Source organism: Chitinophaga silvatica (genome assembly GCF_003419895.1).
Taxonomy (GTDB): Bacteria; Bacteroidota; Bacteroidia; order Chitinophagales; family Chitinophagaceae; genus Chitinophaga; species Chitinophaga silvatica.
In genome coordinates this window covers 731,188-755,832 of record NZ_QPMM01000001.1, presented here as the reverse complement: position 1 = coordinate 755,832, position 24,645 = coordinate 731,188, and the positions used below count along the sequence as shown (strand labels likewise).

At 37.5% G+C, this 24,645-nt stretch carries 25 protein-coding genes; 3 read left to right on the top strand and 22 right to left on the bottom strand.

What is annotated here, in order from left to right:
* Positions 1-242 precede the first annotated feature (242 nt).
* Positions 243-755 carry a GNAT family N-acetyltransferase gene (locus DVR12_RS02930; RefSeq protein ID WP_116973947.1) on the top strand — a complete coding sequence of 171 codons (513 nt, stop codon included), beginning with the start codon at positions 243-245 and terminating at the stop codon, positions 753-755.
* Positions 756-1,297: 542 nt separating this feature from the next.
* Here the strand turns inward: DVR12_RS02930 and DVR12_RS02920 are convergent.
* From DVR12_RS02920 to DVR12_RS02890, 7 genes are all read right to left on the bottom strand, one after another.
* Positions 1,298-2,362 carry a tyrosine-protein phosphatase gene (locus DVR12_RS02920; RefSeq protein ID WP_116973945.1) on the bottom strand — a complete coding sequence of 355 codons (1,065 nt, stop codon included), beginning with the start codon at positions 2,360-2,362 and terminating at the stop codon, positions 1,298-1,300.
* Positions 2,363-2,985: 623 nt separating this feature from the next.
* Positions 2,986-3,723 carry an SDR family oxidoreductase gene (locus DVR12_RS02915; RefSeq protein ID WP_116973944.1) on the bottom strand — a complete coding sequence of 246 codons (738 nt, stop codon included), beginning with the start codon at positions 3,721-3,723 and terminating at the stop codon, positions 2,986-2,988.
* Positions 3,724-3,786: 63 nt separating this feature from the next.
* The gene (locus tag DVR12_RS02910; RefSeq protein ID WP_116973943.1) at positions 3,787-4,659 is read right to left on the bottom strand and encodes a helix-turn-helix domain-containing protein; all 873 of its coding nucleotides are present in this window, start codon (positions 4,657-4,659) and stop codon (positions 3,787-3,789) included.
* Between the two features lie 526 nt (positions 4,660-5,185).
* Positions 5,186-6,571: a TlpA family protein disulfide reductase gene (locus tag DVR12_RS02905; protein WP_116973942.1), complete on the bottom strand. Its 1,386-nt coding sequence runs from the start codon at positions 6,569-6,571 to the stop codon at positions 5,186-5,188.
* Positions 6,572-6,744: 173 nt separating this feature from the next.
* On the bottom strand, positions 6,745-7,761 hold the full coding sequence (locus DVR12_RS02900) for a zinc-binding alcohol dehydrogenase family protein (protein WP_116974242.1): 1,017 nt from the start codon (positions 7,759-7,761) through the stop codon (positions 6,745-6,747).
* Between the two features lie 8 nt (positions 7,762-7,769).
* Entirely contained in the window at positions 7,770-8,105 is a 336-nt protein-coding gene (locus tag DVR12_RS02895; RefSeq protein ID WP_116973941.1) for an L-rhamnose mutarotase, read from the bottom strand.
* A gap of 150 nt (positions 8,106-8,255) precedes the next feature.
* A complete protein-coding gene (locus DVR12_RS02890) occupies positions 8,256-9,902 on the bottom strand; it encodes an alpha-L-fucosidase (RefSeq protein ID WP_116973940.1) in 1,647 nt (548 codons plus the stop codon).
* A 242-nt stretch (positions 9,903-10,144) separates the two neighbouring features.
* On the opposite strand from DVR12_RS02890, the gene DVR12_RS02885 reads away from it, so the two are divergent.
* Entirely contained in the window at positions 10,145-11,023 is an 879-nt protein-coding gene (locus tag DVR12_RS02885) for a helix-turn-helix domain-containing protein (protein WP_116973939.1), read from the top strand.
* Positions 11,024-11,158: 135 nt separating this feature from the next.
* Here DVR12_RS02885 and DVR12_RS02880 read toward each other — a convergent pair whose 3' ends face one another.
* A complete protein-coding gene (locus DVR12_RS02880) occupies positions 11,159-11,833 on the bottom strand; it encodes a TetR/AcrR family transcriptional regulator (RefSeq protein WP_116973938.1) in 675 nt (224 codons plus the stop codon).
* Positions 11,834-12,007: 174 nt separating this feature from the next.
* Between DVR12_RS02880 and DVR12_RS02875 the strand changes: the two genes are divergently transcribed.
* Positions 12,008-12,634 (top strand): carbonic anhydrase family protein, encoded by a 627-nt coding sequence (locus DVR12_RS02875; protein ID WP_116973937.1) that lies wholly within the window; start codon positions 12,008-12,010, stop codon positions 12,632-12,634.
* 221 nt (positions 12,635-12,855) lie between these two features.
* Here the strand turns inward: DVR12_RS02875 and DVR12_RS02870 are convergent, their stop codons facing one another.
* The 14 genes from DVR12_RS02870 to DVR12_RS02810 form a co-directional block, all read right to left on the bottom strand.
* The gene (locus tag DVR12_RS02870) at positions 12,856-13,704 is read right to left on the bottom strand and encodes a helix-turn-helix domain-containing protein (RefSeq protein WP_116973936.1); all 849 of its coding nucleotides are present in this window, start codon (positions 13,702-13,704) and stop codon (positions 12,856-12,858) included.
* A gap of 128 nt (positions 13,705-13,832) precedes the next feature.
* Entirely contained in the window at positions 13,833-14,756 is a 924-nt protein-coding gene (locus tag DVR12_RS02865) for a transporter (protein ID WP_116973935.1), read from the bottom strand.
* Between the two features lie 19 nt (positions 14,757-14,775).
* Positions 14,776-15,813 (bottom strand): cytochrome-c peroxidase, encoded by a 1,038-nt coding sequence (locus DVR12_RS02860; protein ID WP_116973934.1) that lies wholly within the window; start codon positions 15,811-15,813, stop codon positions 14,776-14,778.
* A gap of 10 nt (positions 15,814-15,823) precedes the next feature.
* Complete coding sequence (locus tag DVR12_RS02855; RefSeq protein WP_116973933.1) at positions 15,824-16,645, bottom strand: MbnP family protein; 822 nt, start codon at positions 16,643-16,645, stop codon at positions 15,824-15,826.
* 11 nt (positions 16,646-16,656) lie between these two features.
* A complete protein-coding gene (locus DVR12_RS02850) occupies positions 16,657-17,718 on the bottom strand; it encodes a cytochrome-c peroxidase (RefSeq protein ID WP_116973932.1) in 1,062 nt (353 codons plus the stop codon).
* Entirely contained in the window at positions 17,719-18,504 is a 786-nt protein-coding gene (locus DVR12_RS02845; protein ID WP_116973931.1) for an MbnP family protein, read from the bottom strand. It abuts the gene before it with no gap.
* Positions 18,505-18,680: 176 nt separating this feature from the next.
* Positions 18,681-19,043, bottom strand: a complete 363-nt coding sequence (locus DVR12_RS02840; protein WP_116973930.1) for a hypothetical protein — start codon at positions 19,041-19,043, stop codon at positions 18,681-18,683.
* A gap of 335 nt (positions 19,044-19,378) precedes the next feature.
* Positions 19,379-19,876, bottom strand: coding sequence for a cupin domain-containing protein (locus tag DVR12_RS02835; RefSeq protein ID WP_116973929.1), 498 nt, complete (start codon positions 19,874-19,876; stop codon positions 19,379-19,381).
* A gap of 39 nt (positions 19,877-19,915) precedes the next feature.
* The gene (locus tag DVR12_RS02830; RefSeq protein WP_116973928.1) at positions 19,916-20,647 is read right to left on the bottom strand and encodes a carboxymuconolactone decarboxylase family protein; all 732 of its coding nucleotides are present in this window, start codon (positions 20,645-20,647) and stop codon (positions 19,916-19,918) included.
* A gap of 42 nt (positions 20,648-20,689) precedes the next feature.
* Positions 20,690-21,145, bottom strand: coding sequence for a nuclear transport factor 2 family protein (locus DVR12_RS02825; protein ID WP_116974241.1), 456 nt, complete (start codon positions 21,143-21,145; stop codon positions 20,690-20,692).
* A gap of 63 nt (positions 21,146-21,208) precedes the next feature.
* Positions 21,209-22,255 (bottom strand): alpha/beta hydrolase, encoded by a 1,047-nt coding sequence (locus DVR12_RS02820; protein WP_116973927.1) that lies wholly within the window; start codon positions 22,253-22,255, stop codon positions 21,209-21,211.
* A gap of 155 nt (positions 22,256-22,410) precedes the next feature.
* A complete protein-coding gene (locus tag DVR12_RS27730) occupies positions 22,411-22,803 on the bottom strand; it encodes an alpha/beta hydrolase family protein (protein ID WP_199417026.1) in 393 nt (130 codons plus the stop codon).
* A 54-nt stretch (positions 22,804-22,857) separates the two neighbouring features.
* Complete coding sequence (locus tag DVR12_RS27725) at positions 22,858-23,493, bottom strand: alpha/beta hydrolase (RefSeq protein ID WP_199417025.1); 636 nt, start codon at positions 23,491-23,493, stop codon at positions 22,858-22,860.
* 15 nt (positions 23,494-23,508) lie between these two features.
* The gene (locus tag DVR12_RS02810; RefSeq protein ID WP_116973926.1) at positions 23,509-24,495 is read right to left on the bottom strand and encodes an aldo/keto reductase; all 987 of its coding nucleotides are present in this window, start codon (positions 24,493-24,495) and stop codon (positions 23,509-23,511) included.
* Positions 24,496-24,645 lie beyond the last annotated feature (150 nt).

Genomic DNA, 24,645 nt, shown 5'->3' with positions numbered 1-24,645 from the left:
CCCTCCTTCATTATCGGTTCTAGTCGAACGGTTGTTTCAGTATGCCAAACTAGATAGAACCATTCTTAATCAATGAGTTGATTTCGATATATTAGTAATATCTCCGTTTAAAACCAAGGATAGGAACATTAATCTGATTCTTGGTACCGAAGACACAGTGCCCCAACAATCGCTCTTACCGAAAAGATATCGCAGTATTTAATCGACTATATATTAACAGAAATTAGTCTAACTTAGAGATTATGGACCATTTTCAATCCCAAGTAAAATCCGGCACCTATAGTATTCGCCAACTCAATCCAAATGAAGCACAACTATATAAAGCTATACGTTTAGAAGCTATTAGAACTGAACCTTCAATGTTTCGGTGTTCCACTCCTGCGGAGGAAGACCTTAGTGATGCACAATGGCAAGAGCGAGTTGTTTCTCCCAGATCAGTGTTTGGCCTGTATGAAAATGATACTATAATTGGAATGACTAGTATTCTTTTATTAAATGAGCAAGAAGCATTTCTTGGTCAGTCCTATATACGGAAGGAATTCAGAGGAAAAGGGCTGGCTTCTCTTTTTTACAAAGTAAGACTAGAATTTGCTTACGGGTTAAACCTTAAGAGATTAACAGTTAGTCACCGGGCCAACAATACAATTTCTAAAGCAGCTAATCAACGTGCAGGCTTTCAGTTTAGTTATCGTGAACCTGCAGAATGGCTTGATGGCACAAATGATGATGTGTTATACTACGTACTTGAATTATAATTTCTAAAAGTTCTAACCGCTGTTAAATTTTAAACCCTACTTATCATGAAAAAACTTCTTGACGCCTTGTAGCACTAAATGTGTTTACAAGTGAAAAAAAAGAAAATTCTTGAAATTACCGACCATCGCAGGACTTACAACCTGGTCCTAAAAGAAATGTATTCAGTATGTTCATGGTGTCCATGGCATCCTACATTTTGGCATAATTGCTCAGATAGTCCTATTAGTTGCATGATTTATTGTGGGGATAAAGATCAACCTATTAGGTTTAAAAATCCTCCCAGCTGGAAAGTTGTTTCAAAAAACAGGAAACAATGGATGAAGAAAAGATTCTTCACAGAAAACACCATCATGAATAATGGGGAGATTTATATCAAAAGATGGTGGTAGTTGAAAAAAATTAAAGAAAGCCTTACAGCATTGAGTTGTAAGGCTTTTTTATTGGTAGTAAATATGTGATTTAATAAGATGCGAATAATTTAAATAAAACCGAATCAGTATATTTTGGGTATCTTTTCTTAGATTTCAAATTACTTTATTACTCAGTGATACAGATACTTATCCCTAAATGTATTAATATCCACATTCAATTTTTTTTCCAGAAAGTTTTCTATTGTTCCATTATCCTTTCTGATCCTATTGAGAGCTGATTCTAAATATTCTTTTTTTACTGTAAACAAACCAGACAAATTGGGATGATCCTGGATATCTTTGGCATATTTCTCTTTTAAATCATCATTGGACATCAGGAAATCATTCATAATAGTCTTTTCATCTACTCCAAGAGCAAATAATATAAATGCGGCAGCCATGCCTGTCCTATCTTTTCCCGCAGTACAGTGGAAGAGCAGTTGTCTGTCGGAAAAAGGAGGCTGAAGTTGTGCAAGCATCTTGCGATATTTGTAGATACTAGCAGAATCGCTTACCAAAAACTCATACAATTTTATCATTGCCTCATCTACCTGTTTAGCACTTGAAGAATCATTTATTCCCAAATTACCTGGTGCAATGGGACAAAAAATAATACTTTTAAGCGATTTCGGTCTTTTATCTTCCGCAACTTTTATTTCAATCGATGTACGGAAATCAACGAGGCATGTCAATGGAATGGAGGAGAGGTAATTTAAATCTGTATCCGTCAAAGTTGATAAATCATCGGAACGAAATATTTTGCCCCATTTTACATAGCGACTACTGTCTTTAGTTTTGTATCCTCCCAAATCACGGAGATTGTAGGCTCCTGCCATAGGTAAAAGCCTTTCAGCAAGAAGCGCTGTACCCGTCGGAGTAATGAGTTCAAAATAGTATCTTTTATCATTTGGGATTGTGAGTGGAAACTCACCTGAACCATTACCCGTAATAAGCGGATTCGTGAAATTAATGGAGTCAACAGATTGGCCTCCATACAATGTCCACTCCCCTTGAAGTGTAGAAACAAATTTGGTTTGTTTGGTATCTCTATCCCAAATAATACTTGCATTTGCACTAAGGTCATCTCCTGTATACCCTGGCTCCAGCTTTTGGTTGGTATGGGTATTGGTTTTGGCATTGCAGGAGATCAAAAATACAGCTAATAATAGCTTAGGAATGATTATTGAATATTTCATGGTTTTTTAAATGTGCCTACTTTTTGATCCGGTGTTCGGCTATTCCGTTATTTATTTAATTGATATTTTGAGGTGCGCTGTTAACTAATCGATAGTATCAATTTTTTTATTTAAAATTTTTGTTTGATAGTATGGCGAATTCATTTCAGTACTTCCGAATTGGAGTTTCTCTAGGTAAATGTTATTGCCAGCTTTTATTGTAATTGCCACCTTTTGTTGTAACAAAATGCTACAGCAGGTGCATAACAATTCATAATAGAAATATGTTCAGTTAATTGGTATTAAGTTTATTTAAATTTATACAGATATGCGCGGCATATGTATTTATTATGTTGAGCTTTCAATGTAAAAGGAATTGTACATTGAAAGCAAATAATTCAATAAAATCCTCCTGGTTGGAAAATTTTTTCAAGAAACAGGAAACAGTGAATGGAGAAAACGTTTTTTTCTGAAAATACTATCATCGAGGATGGGAGCATTGACATTAAAATGTGTTGGTAGTTATAAAAAATTAGAAAAGCCTTACAGCATTGAGTTGTAAGGCTTTTTTTATTGATAGTTAATAATAAACATCGTCCATTTACCAGCAATTAAATCCATTGGGTTCTAATGCTTACTCTTCATTACCATGGTATTTCTCCTGTTTCACGATTATTTTCTTCACTAAAAAACTTTCCTGTTGGGCCATCATTGTCAATTAATGCATATTTCACTATCCGTTTTCCGGCATCATTAACTGTTCCTGATCCTCTATGTCCATTGAAATCTGTTTGTGTATACCCTGGGCAAACGGCATTTATTTTGAAGTTGGTATTTTTCAACTCGTATGCCAAAACAACAGTATACATATTCAAGGCCGATTTTGAAGAAAGATATACAGCGCCTTTATAGTCGTAGTATTTATATGTTGGGGTGCTGTGCAAGGAAATGGAACCTTGACTAGAACTTACATTTACAATACGGGGTTCCGACGACTTTTGCAGTAAATCAATAAATGCCTGTGTAACTCGTACTACACCGTAAACATTTGCATCAAAAGTTGCTTTAAACTGGTCGATAGTTGCATTAAGTGCCGTTTGTGGGTAGCCACCAAAAATCCCTGCATTATTAATAAGTATATCCAGGACTTTTGTTTTTTCACCTATTTCTTTACGGGCATTAACTACTGAATCATTATCTGTAATATCAAGCTGAATAACTTCTACATTGTGTAATCCCATCGCTTTTAATTTATCAACGGCTTCAAGACCATTTTCTAAATTTCGACTCCCGAGATAAACAAAAATTCCTTTTTGAGCTAGTTGTTGAGCAACTTCAAAGCCAATGCTTTTGTTAGCTCCTGTTACTAATGCAATTTTCATTCTATATGAATTTTATATAGCAAAAGTAGAGGGCTAAAAAATAGTGGAAATGGACAATTCATTTTATTTCCCCGACAAATCTTGCTTGGGTAAAAAATCACTTGCACTTTTTCCAGTACTTTTTTTGAAGAGTCTTGAAAAATAATCAGGGTCATTAAAACCTAATTCATAGGCCAATTCTTTGATTGAAATATTTGAATAACGCAACTTTCTCTGAGCTTCAGCTATCAAACGGTTAATAAAATAATCCTTTGGCGATGTTCCGGAATATTCTTTCACAATCCGATATAAACTATTTGTGGATATAGCTAATTTTTCCGCAATTTCGTTGATAGAAGGTTGCTCTGTAAGGTGAGTTTCCACGACTAATTTGAACTCGATAAACTTTGAAAGGTTAGCATTTAAAATATTGATGGACTCATTTTTTTTGAAATAAGCACTATTTAATTCTGATAGCAATAAGTTCAAATACGCTAATACTATTTCTGTGTCGGTCTGACATTCATCTAAGTAAAGAATCTGATTTAAAATTCCAAAAACTTTTATGACTCTTTCTTTTGCAGTTCCGTCAAGAACAATAACCGGCATGTTTAACGGGTTGACCAAAAATGGAAATTGCTGAGGCAATAATGCCACTGTATTTTCATCAAACAGCAACTTAAAATATTTAAGATCGTCCGTTTTAGCGGGTGGTGAAAAAAATTGATTCGGCATTGCAAAAAGTAAGTGTCCGTCAGTAAGGGTAAAATCTTGTGAGTCTAAATTGTAGGTAATTGATCCACTTTCAACTAATACAATAAAATAAGAAGATAATCTGAAAGGCTGAAGATGTTTTTTTTGACTATCAACAGAAAGATAAGGATTGTTGTTTGAGCGAATCTTTATTCCCAGCTCATCATTCTGTAAGCCATCATATTTTCCTTTTTGTTCTTGCATATTATTTGCTCAAAAGTTTTTAGGTAATTTTTGAATTGAAAACTTATTTAAGTATAATAAGATAAAATTATCTACAGGAAAGGAGGAGGCCAATTAATTTGTTTTACAACAGGATTCTAATGAATACTTCATTTGATCAAGATTTTAGTCATAATTACAACTATTTCCGATTCTGATAATTGCAATTGGGGAAAATCATTTAAACAAACGTCGAATAACTAGAGGAGTAAAATATATTGGAACTTCCAAACTAATCTAAATGTATGAAAAAATACTCGTACTATCAGGGAATTAAACGGGGATGGCCCTTACTATTCTACCCAATATTTTATCTGTATACTAAACCCAGTAGATGATAAGTTAAGCATGGTTTTCGATTTTATCGAACAGGTTTATTTACTGCTGGAAATTTAATCCGGGAATCGATACCAGGATTATTGATTTACTTGAAGCTCATATCAATTCACAAAAATAATTTTCCCACAGAACAGCTGGTCAGGACCACTATTGCTTTAATCTGTAAACGTCAATAAATGACATTTCTTTCCAAATAAGCCTCCAATTCATTTATAGAATTGGAATTTCCTGAATTTCTGTATACAATGGTGCCATTTGGATCAATAACAATATAGTAAGGGAAAGCATCTATCCGGAGTAATTGGGTCAGATTATGAAGTGCATCTCCACGATCCTCCAGGAAGTGCATCCAGGTGAGATTTTCTCTAGCAATAATTTTCTTTAATAATGGAACATTTGCCGGTTCATCTACCGCAATAGATACGAATTTAACACCCTTTGGAGCATACCTGGTAAAAACTTTCCTAAAGTCCGGCAACCCTTTAATACAAGGCCCACACCAGCTGCCCCAGAAATCGAGTACTGCGTAATGTCCTTTTATTGAATCATTTACGACTGCCTTTGTTTTATTGATATAATCGTAAGAATTCATCCGTGGAACTTTGAGACCAATACCAGCACCCAAGAGCTGATGATTTGGTCCAAGATATTTGAGCACAAGAGAATCGCCGAGCAAAGAACAATAAGCAACATTAAAAAGTGCAGAAGTAGTATAAATGGTGTCTTTGAGCCGGTTAAAAAAAGCGGTACCGTTTATTCCATTTAAATTTGCAGGCAGGTTATTTTCAAATATTAGAATATTCGGATTGGCTTTATAATTAATATCCATCCATACAGAATTAATAAACAACAATACATAATACTTATTCTGACCAACCGCGAAGTATCCAAATTGCACTGCAGGGTTTTCAATACTCGAAACTTTCAGATCTTCCAGAGTTATTTCACCATCGGAGATCTCTTTCGCTTTAAGATTGATGTTAAAAGTATGGCCCAGCTTAAACAACTGCTTGTGCTGAGCATATTCAATATTATAAAATCTAACGTTTTTTATTTTAAAGCTACCATCCTTGAAATCGTCCTTGCTCAGGTTATAAATTTCATCATCACTGAAATCATCATTATTATTTGTATCAGGAATCAACTGATAATGTCCTGTTGGCAGGGAATAAAGTAAAATATGTATTCGGTGTCTGATTGGATAAGGCAAATAATTGGTAGTATCTACCCCGTTAATTTCATTGGTAGTTGCATATAACTGGTAAATGCTATCAGGTATCAGTTTCCTGCTGTAATTTTCTCTTAATTCCTGGTATCCGTCAAGTGCAAATTCGTATATAGCATAGGATTCGCCTACTGTACCCGGTAAAATAAATTTCGATCCGGGAGGTAATAATCTGGATGCAAAATAATCTGCATAAACAGAAAAATCACTATTATTCAAAGTTTGCAATTTAAGATATAACAGATCGCCTTTATTATTAACAGATTGGGCAACGGCAGGTCGACATACAAACAAAAGTATACAGGTTGCTATGTGAAAAACTGTTCTCATAGAACTGAAATAAAGGTTATATTAAAAGTAATAAATAAAGTAACTAAAACATAACAAATTATTCAGTTCCACCAATCAACAATAGGGCACGCATGCAGCCAGAATATTGACTTCTTACTGCTATATTACACCTAATAATAGGGTTACCTTTTCTATCCAAAACACTTTAATAGTTAAGTCAATTCAATTACCGCCTTAATCACATTATTTGACGGGTCTAACAAATTTTTAAATTCTTCTGTAATCTCTTCAAATGCAATACGATGAGTGATATAATTAGAAGGCTTTACTTGACCATTTTTGATAGATGTAATAACGTATTCAAAATCCTGCTGTGTGGCATTACGGCTGCTCATTAAGGTAGCTTCACGTTTGTGAAATTCCGGATGGCTAAAGCTAATATTCGCTTTTTGCAGGCCAACGAGTATATATCTGCCACCATGAGCAATATATTCAAAACTGTTATTAATGGCACTCAGATTACCGGTAGCATCAATAACTATTGTGGGCATATCTCCACTCGTGATAGATGCCAATTGTTCCACTACGTTTTCGACGGATGCATTAATAACATGATCAACTTTCAATACTTCTTTACAAAATGCCAATCTGTTTGCATTAACATCAACAGCAATAACTTTCCCTCCTGCAATACGTGCAAATTCCATAATTCCCAATCCAATAGGGCCAGCACCAATAACTACCACATATTCACCTGGCTTTACATCCGCTCTCCTGATACTATGTGCTCCAATAGCTAAGGGTTCTACCAACGCAAGTTCATCATATCCAAGGCCATTGCCATGTACCAGTGAAGAAGCTGGTACATTAAGATACTCTGTCATCCCCCCATCAATGTGCACTCCACAAACATTGATTTTAACACAGCAATTACTTTTTCCGCTCTTACATGCAATACAAACACCGCAACTGAAATAGGGAATAAATGTCACTATGTCACCTGTTGAAAAACCTTCAGCTCCGTTAGTGTCTACTAATTCACCGGAAAGTTCATGTCCTAAAATCCGTGGATAATTAAAATAGGGTTGTGTGCCTTCATAGGCGTGAAGATCCGTTCCACAAACTCCAATCCGGCGAATTCTAATTTGAACGTACCCTTCTTCAGGCTTTTGCTTTTCTGTGTGTAAAAGAGATAGTATTCCAGGCCTTTCACAAACTATTGTTTTCATATTATTTTTTATAGTTGAAAGATTTGTTTCATCTCCACCCACTTCTCTCCTTCTTTTGCCCATGGTAATGGTTGCTGAAATCGCCACATTAGTTGTTCCCATTCCCCAACTTTCGGATTGGCCGCATCTGATGCAGCTTTAGCAGATTCATTATATGTTTCATCCGTTACCATAATCATCATCAGACGATTCCCAGTCCTGTAAATTTCCATTTCTATAATCCCGGCATCAACAATACTCTTCCTTATCTCAGGCCAACCATTTTCTGATTTGTGCCAATTTTCATATTCCGCAATCAATTGAGGGTCATTTTTTAGGTCAAGGGCCAGACAATGCTTTTTCATGACTTTATATAAATTTATAAAAAAAGGAAAGTAAACCCGACATTAATCGAGCCACCGTTCTTCATATCTTTATCAAATCCTACGGGGATAATGAAATCAGGTAGCGCTAAATTTCGCACAATTTTTTAACCGCAAAGCATGTTCTTACACTTAAACAATTGCTCCTTCAATCTTTAATACAAAAGCCTCTTTACATGGAGCAGCTTCAGGTAATTGTACCTTTAAGCCTTCAGATGTTTGTTGAAATTGCAGATGATGGTTTCCCAGGAGGCTTACCCGGCTAACTTTTCCTACCTGATTATTAGTTGCCAGCGACTGCACTGTAATAGTATTTTTTTCCGGCCATCCCAGCAGGGTAGCATAAAGCGTTTTCCCTTTGGTAGTAAAACGAATATCTTCAGCCACATATGGCTTGCCTTTACCCTCATTAAAGCCATGAGCGCTCAAAGCAGTCACTGATTCAGTAGCTGGTCCTTCTCCGAATACTTTCCATGGTCTTGTACTATAAATTGCTTCGCTGTTAACCTGCATCCAGGCAGCAACTTGTTCTACAACTGCGCGTTCTTCACTGTCGATACTTCCATCTCCACGTAACGGAATATTCAACAGAAGATTACCATTTTTACTTACAATATCGACCAGTGTGTGTATTATAGTTTTGGCACTTTTATAGCTTTTGTTTTCAAAAACACGGCGATCATAATGCCAATTACCAATACAGGTATCGGTTTGCCAAGGGAAAGGTTCTATCTGGTTGCTTTGCCCACGTTCTATATCCCATATCATACATTTACGTTGCTGTTCATTCAACATTTTTCCAAAAAGAGCAGCCTGTAATTTTCCATGTTTTTTGATACTGGTGTTATAGAGATGTGCAGCTATTTTCAGCCCAGCATCGCTTACAGGCCACAGTGGTAATGCGTTATCATCAAAATAAACGAGATCGGGTTTGTATTTATCTATGAGATCAATTGTCCGGTTTAAGAATTTATCACAATAGGCGTTATCAGGAACATTTGCACCATTTCCCCAGTCCCAATACCCTCCCATGCTATTATCATTCAAACTATCCTTACTCAGTACATGGTTTTGGGCATATAATTCCTGCGGATCATAACCATCCCACCATGTATTATTACCATCTGCTGTTGTCAGTTTTCCATCATAAGGGATACCGGCCATAGGCCCGTTTTTATCTGACCGTTGTGCCACCTCATACCACGTCCAGGCATGGGAAGCATGAACAGTAACACCAAAATACAAACCATGTTTTTTGGCAGCTTTCTCCCAACCAGCGATGAGATCTTTTTTAGGGCCCAGTTTTGTAGAATTCCATCGATGATATTTACTATCGTAGAGGTCAAAATTATCGTGGTGATTAGCTAGGGCCATAAAATACTTTGCACCAGCTTTCTTGTATAGGGTTAATAATTCTTCAGGATGCCAATTTTCGGCCTTCCAGTCGTTGATTACATCCTTAAACCCAAATTTAGAAGGATGCCCATATTTCTGGATATGATAATTATACTGATCACCGCCTTCCTGATACATTCCGCGAGCATACCAGTCGCCGCGTTCGGGCTGACATTGAGGGCCCCAATGCGCCCATATGCCAAATTTTGCATCCCTAAACCAGTCAGGTACCTGGTATTGCCCCAATGAATCCCAGGTTGGCTTAAATGGCCCTGGAGCCATACGTGGAATTGCTTGAGTAAGCAAACTGTGTGCGTAAGTTTTAGGCAAGTATAAAGATGAGAGCCCAGTGGCCAGGCCTTTTATCAACGTTCTTCTTTTCATGGAATTTAATTTATGTGTTGATCATAACCCTCAAACGGGTGTCCATTATTGTTAGGTCAAACTTACTTCGAAATAACTACGATACATTTGGTCAAATAGGACTTTTTTTTATACAAATCCGCCTTTTTCTTTTATATTAACTTCCTGAAGCCGAAAAATAAGAGGATCAAAATCAACCTTAAAAATGATATCAGACTAGTGTATAAGGTATCAGCATGTAAATCGTCTCAGATATTTATAATATGATCAAAAGAGTACTAAAACATACTTTCGCTTTACTAAATATTGACTACGTTAAACTCAATTCTCAATGGAATTACAAAAACGTGATCAGCCCATATTTCAGGATATATTATATAGATGCAGGTGAAGGAGAAATATTTAATACAACAGACAGGATAATACTAGAACCCGGATTTTTATATATAATCCCCAGCTTCACGCTATGCAACCTTCTATGTTCCAACTATCTTAGCCAGTATTTTGTGCAATTCTTTGAGGAGTCGTCTGATGGCATATCTCTATTCGAGCATAACAGATCAATGCTGAAGGTAAAAGCGACAGACATCGATATACTTAATTTCAAACGCCTTTTGGAAATAAACCCCGGCAGAGGTATTAATGGTTCCGACAATCCTAAGGTGTATGAAAAAAACACTTTTTATAAAGCATATCAGGAATTAAATAACCGGCAGAATATGTCGACTTTTACAGAAACGCATGGCATTCTTCTTCAGCTAGTTTCACGCTTTCTAACACAAGAAATATTCAGATCTGAGACACTCCAGATACCTGCAAAAATCCTGAATTCAATCAGTTATATTCAATTAAACCTCCAGCATGAGCTTACTGTAAATTTTCTGGCGCAAAGAGCAAATCTGCATACAGATTATTTTTCACGCCTCTTTTTTCAACATACCGGAGAAAGACCTGCAAAATATATACAGGAAAAAAGAATTGAGCGGGCCCAATATCTAATGGTAACAACACAAATGACCTTTGCCGAAATTGCTAACCAAACCGGTTTTGAGAATGTATTTTACTTCTCCAAGATATTTAAGAAAGTAACAGGAATGTCGCCGGGCCGATATAAGAAGCAAATATATACAATGGATATTTAGATAGTGATGTCTACTTGTGCTCTTTAATTTCTGTGAATACAGATTTAAACACAATCTAAATACTGCTTGGTAACTCTTCCCGATTTGTGAAATCGAAAGACCCATTTTACATTGTGAAAGAGCTGTTTTTATTAATCATTTATTCAATGCTGTAAAAATCAGGTGCTGTAAAAAACTGAATAAAGGTTTTACTTCCTTGGATTTGCCAAAATCTGTAAGACTTGGAAGGTGTTCTTTAAAGTACAATTGTCTGTGAGCCGTTTCAATTAAGGTGCTTGCCAGTGAATGTGAAAATGGAAAATCCGGGTTTAGTTCCAGAAAAATCTCCGCAATACGGTGACAAAGATCTTTGTATGGCTTAAATAACATCGACTTATTATCAGCAGTCACCTGTTTGGTAAGGTATGATTTATCTCCTTCACATATCACAATTGCATGCAAAGTACTTTTATTTATATACTCCACTATAAATTTGTCCTGCACCTGAAAGGTTAGCAGCCTTATAATGATATCTATTTTTTCTTTTGGATGTTTAAGATTATTTGTATGAAATATTAACTGGTACTCCAACCATGTCCAGAACCAGGTAGTGATATAAGTTAGTAACCGGTGTTTATTTTCAAAATAGCGATAGATGCTGGCCTCAGTAGTTCCAATTTCAATTGCCAGCTTTTTAAAAGTAAAGTCTTCAAAACCAATATCGTGAATCAATTGTATTCCATGCTTAATAATATTACGTCCAAGATCGGTGCCATCCGGATCTCTCAGGTAAAGCTTGGGATTCATTTTTATCTGTAACTGCAGCTCCATACGTTAATGCATTAATAGGTAAAAATACAAATTAATAGCAGACCCTTCCTGATTTATAACCTTACTTTAAAAAATAATAGTATTACTATCATTTAAAATAGTTCAATATCTTTACATTTTAAAGAAGAGGTACAGCTTTTTGACATCTCGTTTTTTACTTTCAAACCATAATATATGTATAAGCATTCCAAAGAAGCCCAAAGTAACGTTACACCAGCTACGGCGCTTCAATATCTTAAAGAAGGCAATTCAAGATTTGTAAATAACCTGAGAGCAAACAGGGATTTATTAAGCCAGGTGAATGCCACCAGAGATGGACAATATCCTTTTGCAACCGTCCTTAGTTGTATGGATTCACGTACCTCTGTGGAACTTATCTTTGATCAGGGTTTGGGAGATATATTCAGTATACGTATAGCCGGTAATGTTCTGAACCAGGACATTGTAGGCAGCATGGAGTTTGGTACACAGCTGGCAGGTACAAAAATAATTGTGGTATTAGGCCACACGCAATGCGGAGCCATAAAAGGTGCTTGCGATGATGTGCACCTGGGCCAACTCACCCAGTTATTAAATAAGATAAAACCAGCTATCGATAGTGATACATCAACACCACCAGAAAACAGAAATGGAAAGAATCCAGCATTTGTAACAAAGGTTACAGAAAACAATGTACGTAATGTCATCGAACAAATAACCGCAGAAAGTCCAATCATCACTGAATTGGTAAATAATGGGGCTATTAAAATAGTAGGTGGCATGTATCACCTGGAGACTGGCATCGTTAAATTCTTTGAATAATTAAAGTATATTTTAAGCCTTATTTTCCAGGGGAAGAAAGATTTTAATCTATTTGAAATAAACAATATTCAAGAAAATACCGGATCATTTTGAATGATCCGGTATTTATCTCTATGAGCAACATAATGCGCCTTAAGCATAGGTACTAATCTAATCCGAAAATTATTCAAAGCTGGTTCCTGATTGTAATTATTTCACCTATTTGATAATTAGACATACAGCTACTTTTTATTGTTTTTTCGGAACCGTTCTGGTGTAATACCAACATTTCTCTTAAAAAATGTAATAAAGTAGGAACTACTTTCAAACTCCAGTTGCTGAGCAATTTCAATTACAGATAATGCCGTATAGCGAAGGAGTCGTTGTGCCTCCACAATGATTCTACGCCTTATCATATCCCCGCATGACATTCCTTCCTGGTTTTGACAAAGCTTATTCAGGTAGTTAGTGGTTATATTCAGATTAGAAGCGTAGAACGATGCCGAACGATGAGTTGCAAAGTACTTTTCCAGCAGATATTTAAACTCCCTTATCTTTTCTTTAGGAATACGCTGCTGATATATTTTATGATCGTCAAGAATTTCACGATCCAGTTTGCAAAGTAAAATATTTAAGAAAGAACGCAACACACTTCCCGTATTTGCCTGCTGTTCATGAAACTCCGCTTTCATAAGCACCAGGAGCGATTCGTACCTGGCATATTGCTTATCTTTGTACTGATCTACATGGAAATATGATCGTTGAAAAACAGCATAATCGGTAAGAACGCGATCATATTTTCCAAACATAAATGCTTCCGTAAAACAAACGCAGGTACCAGCAGCATCAGGACTTATAGTAATTTTGACAATACTCCCCGACCTTACATAAATCAATTCCCCCTTTTGTAAGGAAATTGATGTTCCGTCTATAACAACGTTCAGGCTACCACTTGTAATAAAAACTAGCAAATGACACTCTAGTCTTACCGGCCCGTTGCGCAATAAATCATTTATCTCACCTAACCAACATGCATCAGTTGTCGCATTAGATTTTTCAAGAGAAAAAACAGGTATTTCAACTGTTTTCATGTACAATCGCTATTAAAACTATTCCATATGAGTATGACTCAGGAAATGGGTGGTTTAAAATAGAATGCAGGTATAATGGAGACTATCATCTGCATTGGAAGAGACTTTTGATTTCCCAAAAGTTTTTCTTAAAACAGATAGGTAAAATGAACCATTGCCCTGTTGCCGGCTTTAATTCTCATATCAGCCAGCTGCTGGGATAATACGGGCTGAAAGTTAGCTCCAACAGAAAAGCTGGCAAAAGTTGCTTCTGCTCCCAGAGTTCCCATTAGGCTATGGCCACCGGAAATATCCACCGAAATTTTCTTAGCCTCAACATCTTTTGCGGCAGTTTCATACAGGATACCTGCATTAGGTGCAACAGTTAAATTTTTTGCAAGCTTGATTTTGTAATAAGCCAGCAGATTAGCTGTAAATTTGTTTCCGTATTGATAATCGTATTTATTATTCGTATTGATTTTATAGCTGACATTAGCATTTATACCAAAATCCATCAACCTAACATCATACATGGCATTTAGCGTAAAATCCGTGCTAGCTGTACCCAATTGGAAGTTATTGGGAGCATCTTCATTTTCCTTATGCTCTGCTGGTTCATATTTACCGGTAGGTAGTTTAAATCCTCCCCCTATCCAAAGAGATTGTACCAGTAACTTATTACCGACAGTGTGTTGGTCGTCCAACAATTGATAGTATCCTACTACAGCGATATCACCCAGGCCTGATCTGCTCATAGTATTGCCCTGGTTTTCGCGGCTATTGAAATTAATTGGTACAAAACCAATTACTCTGAATCGTTTACCAATATTCCAGCCTCCCCATAATTCTGCAGTTTGGTATGTTTCTGCTGTGGTCAGGTATGAAGTCGTACCACCCGGACCTAAATGAGATGTCAATGTTTTATATTGATATCTTAATCCAACAAAGCGTTTTTTAAAGTCTGGCAGAATGCCGATATAATAGCTACCAACTCCACAGCCGCAGATATCACACGCACGAACTTCATAACAGCATATAACCATTAACGTTACCAGTAGCAATAGTCGTTTCATACAAAATATTTTTAGTTAATTATTGAGTCTCCTGTGAAAACCTTGTATCAGTAATGAATTTCTTATCATTTAGTGTATTGAGAAATGCCAGTAACTGAGCCTGTTCCTGTGAGGTGAGGGAAATACCTGGTGTTCCATTTGTCTTCAGTAAGGGATCCAATGTAGGCATATCTGCTACCTCAGAGGTATAATGCGTTAACACACCTTGTAGTGTATAAAACCTGCCATCGTGCATATAAGGTGCCGTATAAGCAAGGTTACGCAGACTTGGTACTTTAAAGGCATACATATCTTTAGGATTCAGTGTAATAGCAAATCTGCCGGAATCATTATTCGGCCCTGCACCAATACCATTATTACGGAAAGAATGATCGGTAAACAATGGCTCCTTGTGACAGGAATTACATTTCTGCAGGAAGATGGCATATCCTTTATTTTCATCTTCGCTGAAAGAAGCCAATCCACGCATTACGCTGTCGTACTTAGCCTGATCACTGATTACCATGATCATAAATTGCGACATGGCCTGCATCATTGTGGCGGTTGTAATATCGCTGCTCCCGAATGCTTTTTTAAATAATTCAGGATATGGAGAAGTATTGCGTAATTTTTCCAGAACGTTACTCACTTTTTCATCCATTTCCACAAAATTGGTAATGGGCGCAACGGGTTGCAGGTCAAGGTCAAAGATGCCCCCATCCCACATAAATGTTGTATTCCAGGCTAGGTTCATGATTGGCGGGGCATTACGGCTCCCCAGACGATCATCAATCCCATGACTGATATCATGCCCATGATGTGTAAATGCGGATGTTTGTAAATGACAGGAACCACAGGAAATCGTATTATTCCTGGATAACCTGGGTTCATAAAACAATTTACGTCCCAGTTCAAAGCCTGCTTTGGTAACAGGGTTTCCGGCTACATTATATGTTGGAACCGGAAAACCTGCAGGCTGCACAAATCCTTCAAATGCAGGTTCCTGGTTTTTATCTTTCTGGCAAGACCAGATCAAAAAAGCTATCATTGCTGCAACACACCAATAATATTTACGCATTTGCAGAGATTTAATTTTCTGTATGATCGTGAGTAAACATCTTGCTGTAGTTGTCAGCAATCGTAGCGCTAAAATCAGCAAACATGACAGTAGGATAAGTGGCAATACTTACATTAGTTTTACCGTTAAACATCTTAAGGATATCTACCATCAGATGAATATTTGCCTCTCTTCCAACTCTTGCCTTGGCAATACCGGCTGTTGTAAGATCTACAGTGATTGTTTTAATATTATTTATAGTTGGTGCATTATATCCACCAAAACCTCCGATATGATAACGAAATTTGTGCTGTCCACTTGGATCTGCAGGGGCTACATTGGATGTTCCTTCCATTTTAAAGAAGATATAGCCCATATTCCATTCCCAGTACATGCCTTCATCCATTCCACCAGAAGGGTCTAAAACACCGGTTCTTTTTTTAACATCCATTACACTGGTGAGACTATCCACACCAAGGATAAATGTAAGGGAAGTATAATCCCCTTCCGGCACGCGCACTTTCACAAATTGCGAAGCACCATCAGCCTCATTCACCAGGAAATAGCTACTATCTTTAGGCACTGTGTATTCTACACCATTTGAATTTTTCACCTTGATATTGGTGATATAATATTTCAGGAAGTCTACTTTAAACTGTTCACCAACTGCATTGGTGTAGGTACCAGTTCCAAGTTGCAGGTTTTTATCCCCCACAATGTTGTCAAACTGAATGGATAATGTTGTTTTCACAGTATTATCACCTGAAGGTGCAACTGTTTTGTCTTTAGAACAACTTGTAAAAAATGTTGCTGCTGTAAAACAGGAAAAAATGATTGCATAAATATTTTTCATAAAAATATTATCTAAGGAAGGGCGGGCTCACTAAAAGCCCTATTGTTAATAAATGTATCGTCTGTAAGCGTTTGCAGGAAAGCAATGATATTTTCCTGTTCGGCTTTGGATAATCTAAGTCCTGGTTGTCCGTTGGTATATAGCTTTGCGTCTGTAGTTGCGGACCTCTTCACACCATCTGCGTAATGTTGCAATACTGCAGCCAAATCCTTGAATCTACCATCATGCATATATGGTGCTGTTAAGGCTATATTTCTAAGGGTGGGTGTTTTAAATTTCCCCAGGTCTGCCAGGTTATATGTTATGCGAAATCGGCCCAGGAAGAGTCCTTCCAGTGCATCATTCGTAAAATCTGCATCTATGCCATTGTTGTGGTACTCATTATCGGTGAACAGCACCCCTGCATGGCAGGTAGCACAATGTTGCTGAAAGAGAGCCAGTCCAATTTTTTGTTGGGCTGTAATCTCTGCACCTGGTTCACCTCTGCGGTACCGGTCGTATGGAGCATTTCCAGTAACCAATGTTCGTTGAAACTGTGCAAGTGCCATAGCTATGTATCCTGTTTTAATGTCATCGCCAAATACCGCCTTAAATTTTTTAACATAAGCTGGTATTTGTTGGAGTTCATACACCAATTCTTCCAGGTTCTGATGCATCTCATCTTCGTTGGTGAGCGGGCCGAAAGCCTGTGATTCCAGGTTGGTAGAGCCTCCATCCCAAAAGAGGCCATTATTTTCCCAGGCCAGATTCATCAAGGCAGGTGCAGATCTTGGTAATTGCTTTCCGGAAAAGCCTTGTGTACTTAAAGCCAATCCGTCTGAAAAAGCCAATGATTGATGATGGCAGGAAGCACATGAAATCTGGTTATTACCAGACAAACGTTTATCATAAAAAAGCATTCGTCCTAATTCCACACCTTGCCGGCTCATCACATTATCAGCAAATACCGGAACTCCAGGAAAATCAGCCGGAACCTCCAGGCGGTAAGCCTGTGGCTCCGGGATGATATTGGCTTTCTTACAGCTAAATATCAGCATGCCGAGCACATACAATATGAAAGTGTATTGCCTCATTTATTTGTTCGAAGTACCTGATACCAAAATTGCTTTCTTACTGTAGTTATCTGCAACCAATGTCATTTCAGTTTTCTGAGAGGCACCGATTACAGGAGTTTTAGCCAGGTCCAGGCCCTCAATGATCTTAGTTACGTCTACATTAAACTTAATTGAAGCAGTTTTTCCACCAATGGCAACAGCTGCGGGCAAGTCCACTTTTAAGGAGCGGTAGTTGGTATTTAGCCCTGTTTCAACGGTGATGCCGGTAGTATCAGTACCAACGATACGCGAACCTTTCAGGGAAGAGAAGATATAGCTGGTATGCCACATCCAGGAAATATTGGTCATTCCATTGAGCTGAGACAATTCACCAGCCTGAAGGCTGAGATTATCATTATGTTCTGCATCCACACCTATAGAAAAAGATACAGCCTTGTAGTTACCTGCAGGAATATCGCTAATGGTTACCTCTTCTCTTTTTCTGGCCGGGTAGCTGAATGCACCACCTTGTACGTCGATTGCATTATTTTCTTCCAGCAGGAAATATGAATTAGGAACATTATAGGTTTCGCCTTTATCATTTATCAGGGAAACATTAGAAACCCAATAGCGAAGTTGTGTAAATTTATATTTGGTACCACCAATGGTAAAGTCTTTATTCAACGCAAAATCTTCGGTATTCACTCTGGAGTCGAAAGTCAGAGTTGCCTGTCCGATCGGGGAAATATTGTCTTTCTTATCATCCTTGCTGCAAGAACCAAGGAATAAGGCAGATATAGTAACCAGTGTTAAAATTCTTTTCATAAAAATTGATTGTAAAAAAGTTCAGATAATAGGATTCCTTACCTGCACGGGTATGCAGATCTTTTTGTTAAACACAATACGTCTTGTATTCGCAGGTACACGTTATGAAGTGCACGCGAAAAAACACGGAAGTAAGTCCCGATTGAAATAAAGATTACTAAAGAAATAAGTGTGTATTAGGCAATGGGAGGGCGAAACACTGCAGAAGGCTGATCTATTGGGTAACCGATTGATCGTGGAGAATTAAAATCGATCTCAGTATTAGAATAATTATTAATGGAAAGATTTATTATTGCAAAAACCGGTGCATTGAAAAGCTCATTTTTGTTTTCCATTTTCCGTTCAGGATTTTCCCGGTCTTTTTTGTCTTCTTCGTTCAGTTTTTTAGCAAGATGGCACTTACCATTGCAGTGCATCTGTGGCTTATCCCTGTTTTCACAAAGGTTTTGGGCGATATAATCCTGATTCAGGTAGAAATTGAGCATAACGAGATAACGGCCAGACAGCTGGCAAAACCAGACTGCTATTAAAAAAACCATTATTAATCGTTTTTGCATTACTCTTCCTCGTTTGGATTTTTCACAAAATTATGTTAATCTGCTAAAATAATAAACTGTAAGAAGATTTAGTTTTACTTTAGCACCAGCTGGCGCAAAGATACTGTCACTTATTCAAATAATTACTTTGATAAAGCGGACGAATGTTTAGATAAACGGGGCAAATTGAGAGATATTAAGGCAATATTAGCACCTCATGGATAATTAGCGTATACACAAGATTAAGAAGTCCAAATCAATTCAAATTTTCACATCACTTACATATCCCATTATTTTTAATACTCAAAGGAGGCAATAATTATATTTAAAGGAAAAAATTAATGCGTAGGCGCACTGTTGTATTCACCTTCTGAAACAGTGTCAAACCATTGAGTAGGCCCCTTCTCCCGCCCTGTAATAGCAATCTGGACAAAAGGGCTATCAATGCTTGCGCCATGCCAGTGCAATATATTTGGAGGACATTTAATTGCAACACCCTTTCGAAGAATAACTTTTGTTTTTCCTTTCTCCTGATAATACCCTACTCCATCAATCGCTAATAGTATTTGGCCAGCCGGATGTAGGTGCCACTTGCTTCTAGCTCCAGGTTCAAAGGTGACATTTCCTACACTGTTACCATTAATACTATCACCTTCAACAAGAGAATATAGGTATGCCGTTCCTGTAAAATTATCATTGGTAATAAGATCCCCTGTTGGAAATACTAAACTTAGGCCCAACTCTTTATGGACTATATTCCGATTTTGATTCCCATCATTACAAGCTCCATATACAACCCAAACAGGTAATGACAGATACAAAAAGATTCGTCTCATATTTTAAGTTTGCACAACAATTAGTTGTAATAGAAGGTTTTAGTTTTTACTTTTTAGTACTTCATCCAATACTCTTTGAGCTACAATACTTTCATTTGCACCAATTATCTGGTTAATTATACCTACAAACTGATGTAATTGACCAGGTTTCAGGCCTACGTTTAAGCAAATATTCAAATGAGAATATAGCATTGGCTCAACTTCTCCAATACTGCTTAATACTGATATTGTTGCCAGTTCCCTTTCTGAATAAGAGAGGATATCACGTTCAAATATATCAGCAAACAAGTGTTCTTTGAGAAATTTTTCTATAGTTGGCGCAAATGCCGCATATCCTGTTTTGGATAAATTATCTGTTACTCCAGTTAGGTTTTCTAAAACCTGTTTTCCGCGATTATATTTGCTACTATCTTCATTAATTGGTGAGGCGTCGATGCCTACTATATCAACAATTCCATTGGCTTTTCGTTCATCCAGGATAGTCATAAAAGTTTGCAACCCACGTATGCTCCGCGGAAATCCAGCGTATGCATATATGTGTATCAATACCTCCTTGATCTGGTTAACAGTAAGCCCTGATTCCAGCCCTTGGCTTAAACTGGATTTTAATGCCGGCAAATCACCTTTTGCTGTAAGTGCTGCAATTGCAACTACAGCTTTCTGCTTAGCGTTTAAAGTAAGTGTATCATTCATAATATTCTGAGACCACAGCATGATTGGTAAAATACCGAAGACTGTGAATAGTATAAGAAGTCTAAAAATCTGTTTCATTTTCTATTTTTACAACAAACCTCTTCGCAACTAATCATTGTATCAATGACTATTATTCCCGGGAGCAGTAAGTAATCTTGTGAATGAGAGCGATCCTAATTTCCAGGAATTATCTTGTTTGATATATACTTCTGTTACCATAAATGGATTGGTCACCTCATTTCCACCTACCACAGCTAATAAATCAATTCTATTAAGAAGGATAGCTGTATTATCAATGATATTTATAGATACTTCATGAATATCAGCCTTTTTATACCATATGTTTCCACTCTTAATAACTTTAAGTTCCTGTTCTTTTCCCCAGGCACCACCCATATGCATAAAGACCGATTTATCATGAAAAAGGTCATTTAATACATCAATATTTTTATCTGCCATCCACTTCCATTTTTCTTTACTAAGCTTTATGATTTCCTGATCCTGTGAAGATGTTTGTGCAAATGAAAAGTTAGCAATTACAATTATCAGGAGTAAAGGAAGTGTAGATTTCTTCATATCAGTTAGCATTTAAAATATTTGAGGATAAATAGTATTTAAATTAAAATACCGCTCTTCATTCTATATGTTTTTCCCCAGAAAATCAACCAGTTTGGTTATTGCCTGGTTAACATATTCAGCTTTCCAGTAGGTTTCAATGTGAGTTGCTCCTTCGATTACAAACAATTCCTTACTTTTTGCATTGATTGCATTTGGAAATGCTTCATCTGTCATATAACGGCTGTCGGCCTTACTACCCACTATCATCAACAAGGGCTGATTAATCAGATCCATATTTGTATTTGCATCAAAGGTCATAAGGTCGAGCAAACTACTCATGGTATATTTAAAAGTTGAATTGGGGTGCGCGTGAGTTTTACCATAATAGAAATAACCTTCCCGGTACAAATCAGTAGGTATCTTTGCTGCTTCTTCCTCTGTAATTTTACCTGTACCCATATAAATAATCTCTCCTCCTGCAGCCTCCTGTGTACGAGCATCTGATGCCAGCTTTAAACGATCCTGAATAGTTCCTACCTGCGAATTCTGAAATCCATTACGTCTCACCTCCCCGGAATTAAACATACTTAATGTAGCAACAGCTCTGATACGTTTATCGCTCTGGGCAGCTTTCAAAGTATAACCACCACCACCACAGATACCGAGAACTCCTAAACGAGTTGCATCTACACCAGGATAATGACTAATAAAATCTGCCATACCATGAATATCTTCAATTCGGTTTGAAGGTTTATCTACATTCCGTGGTTTTCCACCACTGGCTCCCTGATAAGCCGCATCAGCTGAAATAGTTATATATCCTGCTTCAGCCAAACGTTGTGCATACAAACCAGCTGTTTGTTCTTTTACCCCACCGTTAGGGTGTGCCACTACTACGGCAGGGTACTTTCTGGTCGAATCATATCCTACAGGAGTATAAACATTAGCAGCAATCTCAATTCCATTTAGCGTATATATAACAGCATGAATATTTACTTTTCCTGGCATATTTTCAGTAATCGCACCTTCATACACTAAACCAAATGGATTTTCTGGTTTTGTTTGCGCTGAAGACACAACACTTGCTCCCATCACTGTGCTCAACAGCATGAATTTTACGTTTTTCATTTCACTATATTTTAAAGCTTTTAATTTCTTAATCTACCAGGATCTTATATTCATTTATTTTCAACCAGGCTTAAAGATTGTGTTGTTTATAGGCACTTAGATTATACAATCCATATTTTTTTATTCTCTTACATGCCTGGTTTCTGGTTACCTTATCACTTATCCAGGCCTTTTTCTTTAATCCATTTAGATAGGAGATTGGCAACTTCAATATTATTTAAATCCGAAAACAAGAAGTGAGTATTCCCATATATTCCGATTTCAGGAAGATGAACTACCGTTGCATCACCTCCATGCTTATTTATTGTTGCAGCCCAGATCCTGGCCATTTCCAGACCTGCACGCCAGTGATCTTTATTCCAGACAGTTGTTGGCTCTTTAGAAATATTATCGCCGTAATAAACAACAATTGGTATTTTAGTCAACTTTAGAAAATTATTCAGAGGAACGCCTACCCCCTTAAGCTCGCCGAAAAGGCCTGTTGATTCAATCGGCTGTGGTAGTTCGTTTTCTGGAAACACGAAGCCACTGTAAGGTTCATAAGCCACAACAGCTTTAACCTTTTCATTTTTGATGGCTGTAAGCCAACCTGGGCCTCCGCCCTAGGAATGAGTGACCAGGATACCTTCGCCAATTTTATTAAATATCTCGGAGCAGGCATCTGACACAATATCACCATCAAAGCTTCCGGTATTGGGAGTCATTTGACGGAAAAACTGCTCCAACGAAGCACTATCTCTTGGAAACTGTACATTAGGAAAGTAATCAGGATAATTACCTATTCTAAATTGCGTGAACCAAAATTGCTCATCCGGTACCGGGGTTATAGTTGCCGGAACAGTACTTCTGCCAGCATCTCCACGTCTTGGTTGGTCTAGCAGATAAACACTGAAACCACGTTTCAAAAAAATATTTTGAAACCCTTCTCTTCCATCGGGGGTCGATTCCCATGTTTTCTTTGATTGCCCGGCACCATGCAGGAAAACAAGTGGATACTTATGCGCATTAACAGGAATCTGGTAAAATACATAAGCATGATCACCATGAAAGGTTTGACCTTGTGGTTTCAATGCGCTGCTTAGGTCGAAAGTGCCTGGCACTGTAATCACAGATCCCCCAACCATAAAGCTGCCTTGCCCGGCTATCGTCAACAATTGCTTTGTATTTTGAGCATTAAGAGAAACAGATGCCAGCAGAACTATTGCAGACGTGCATAAGTAATTAACTATTTTAACCATTTCTTCAGTTAGTTTTTATTTCCCCACCCTGCTTTGTAAATTTTCAGGATATCGTGCACCTTGAATGTGAATTTTGGAAGCAGCTTTTTCGATGTGCCGTAAATCTTCTTCGGAAAGGTTAATAGAAGCAGCACCAATATTTTCTTGCAGTCGAGGCAATTTTGTAGTACCAGGTATAGGCACAATCCAGCTCTTTTGTGCCAGCAACCAGGCCAATGCTATTTGGGCAGGCGTTGCTCCTTTCTCACTTGCTATGACTTTTAGTAAATCTACCAATGCCTGATTTGCCTTCCTGTTTTCCTCAGAAAACCTTGGTACAATATTTCTGAAATCTGTTGGGTCGAATTTTGTTGTTTCGTTAATAGCACCTGTCAGAAAACCTTTCCCCAACGGACTAAATGGTACAAAGCCAATACCCAGTTCCTCAAGTGTTGGGATAATCTCCTTCTCGGGTTCACGAAAGAATAAGGAATATTCGCTTTGCAAGGCAGTTACCGGTTGCACTGCATGTGCATTCCGGATAGTAGAAACACCAGCTTCAGATAAACCCCAATGTCTTACTTTTCCTTCCCTGATCAAATCCTGAATAGTTCCGGCAACCTCTTCTATCGGCACATTCGGATCAACCCTATGTTGGTAAAACAAATCAATATAATCTGTCCTCAATCTTTTCAGTGATGCTTCTGCAACAATTCTTATCCTTGCAGGACTACTATCCAGGCCTTTTTTCGAATCCCCATCCTGAAAACCAAATTTGGTAGCAATTACAACTTTATCTCTGAAGGGAGCTACGGCCTCACCTACTAATTCTTCATTGGTAAAAGGACCATAACATTCAGCTGTATCAAAAAAAGTAACACCAGCCTCATATGCAGCCCTGATGAGGTCAATAGCCTGGTTCTTGTCAGTGGCAGGGCCATAGCCAAAGCTCAACCCCATGCAACCTAAGCCCAGGGCTGAGACTTCCAGATTACTGTTTCCTAAAGTTCTTTTTGGTAACATTGATAATAATTTAAAGGGTAATTAAACATCTTTGTTTTCATTCACTCAACCACTTTACCATCCTTCGTTGTTTAATTTTACTGTTTTCATACTTTATGCCTTTGGGCTTATATACAAAGTCCTCAGAAACAAAGTTCGATTACATCAAAC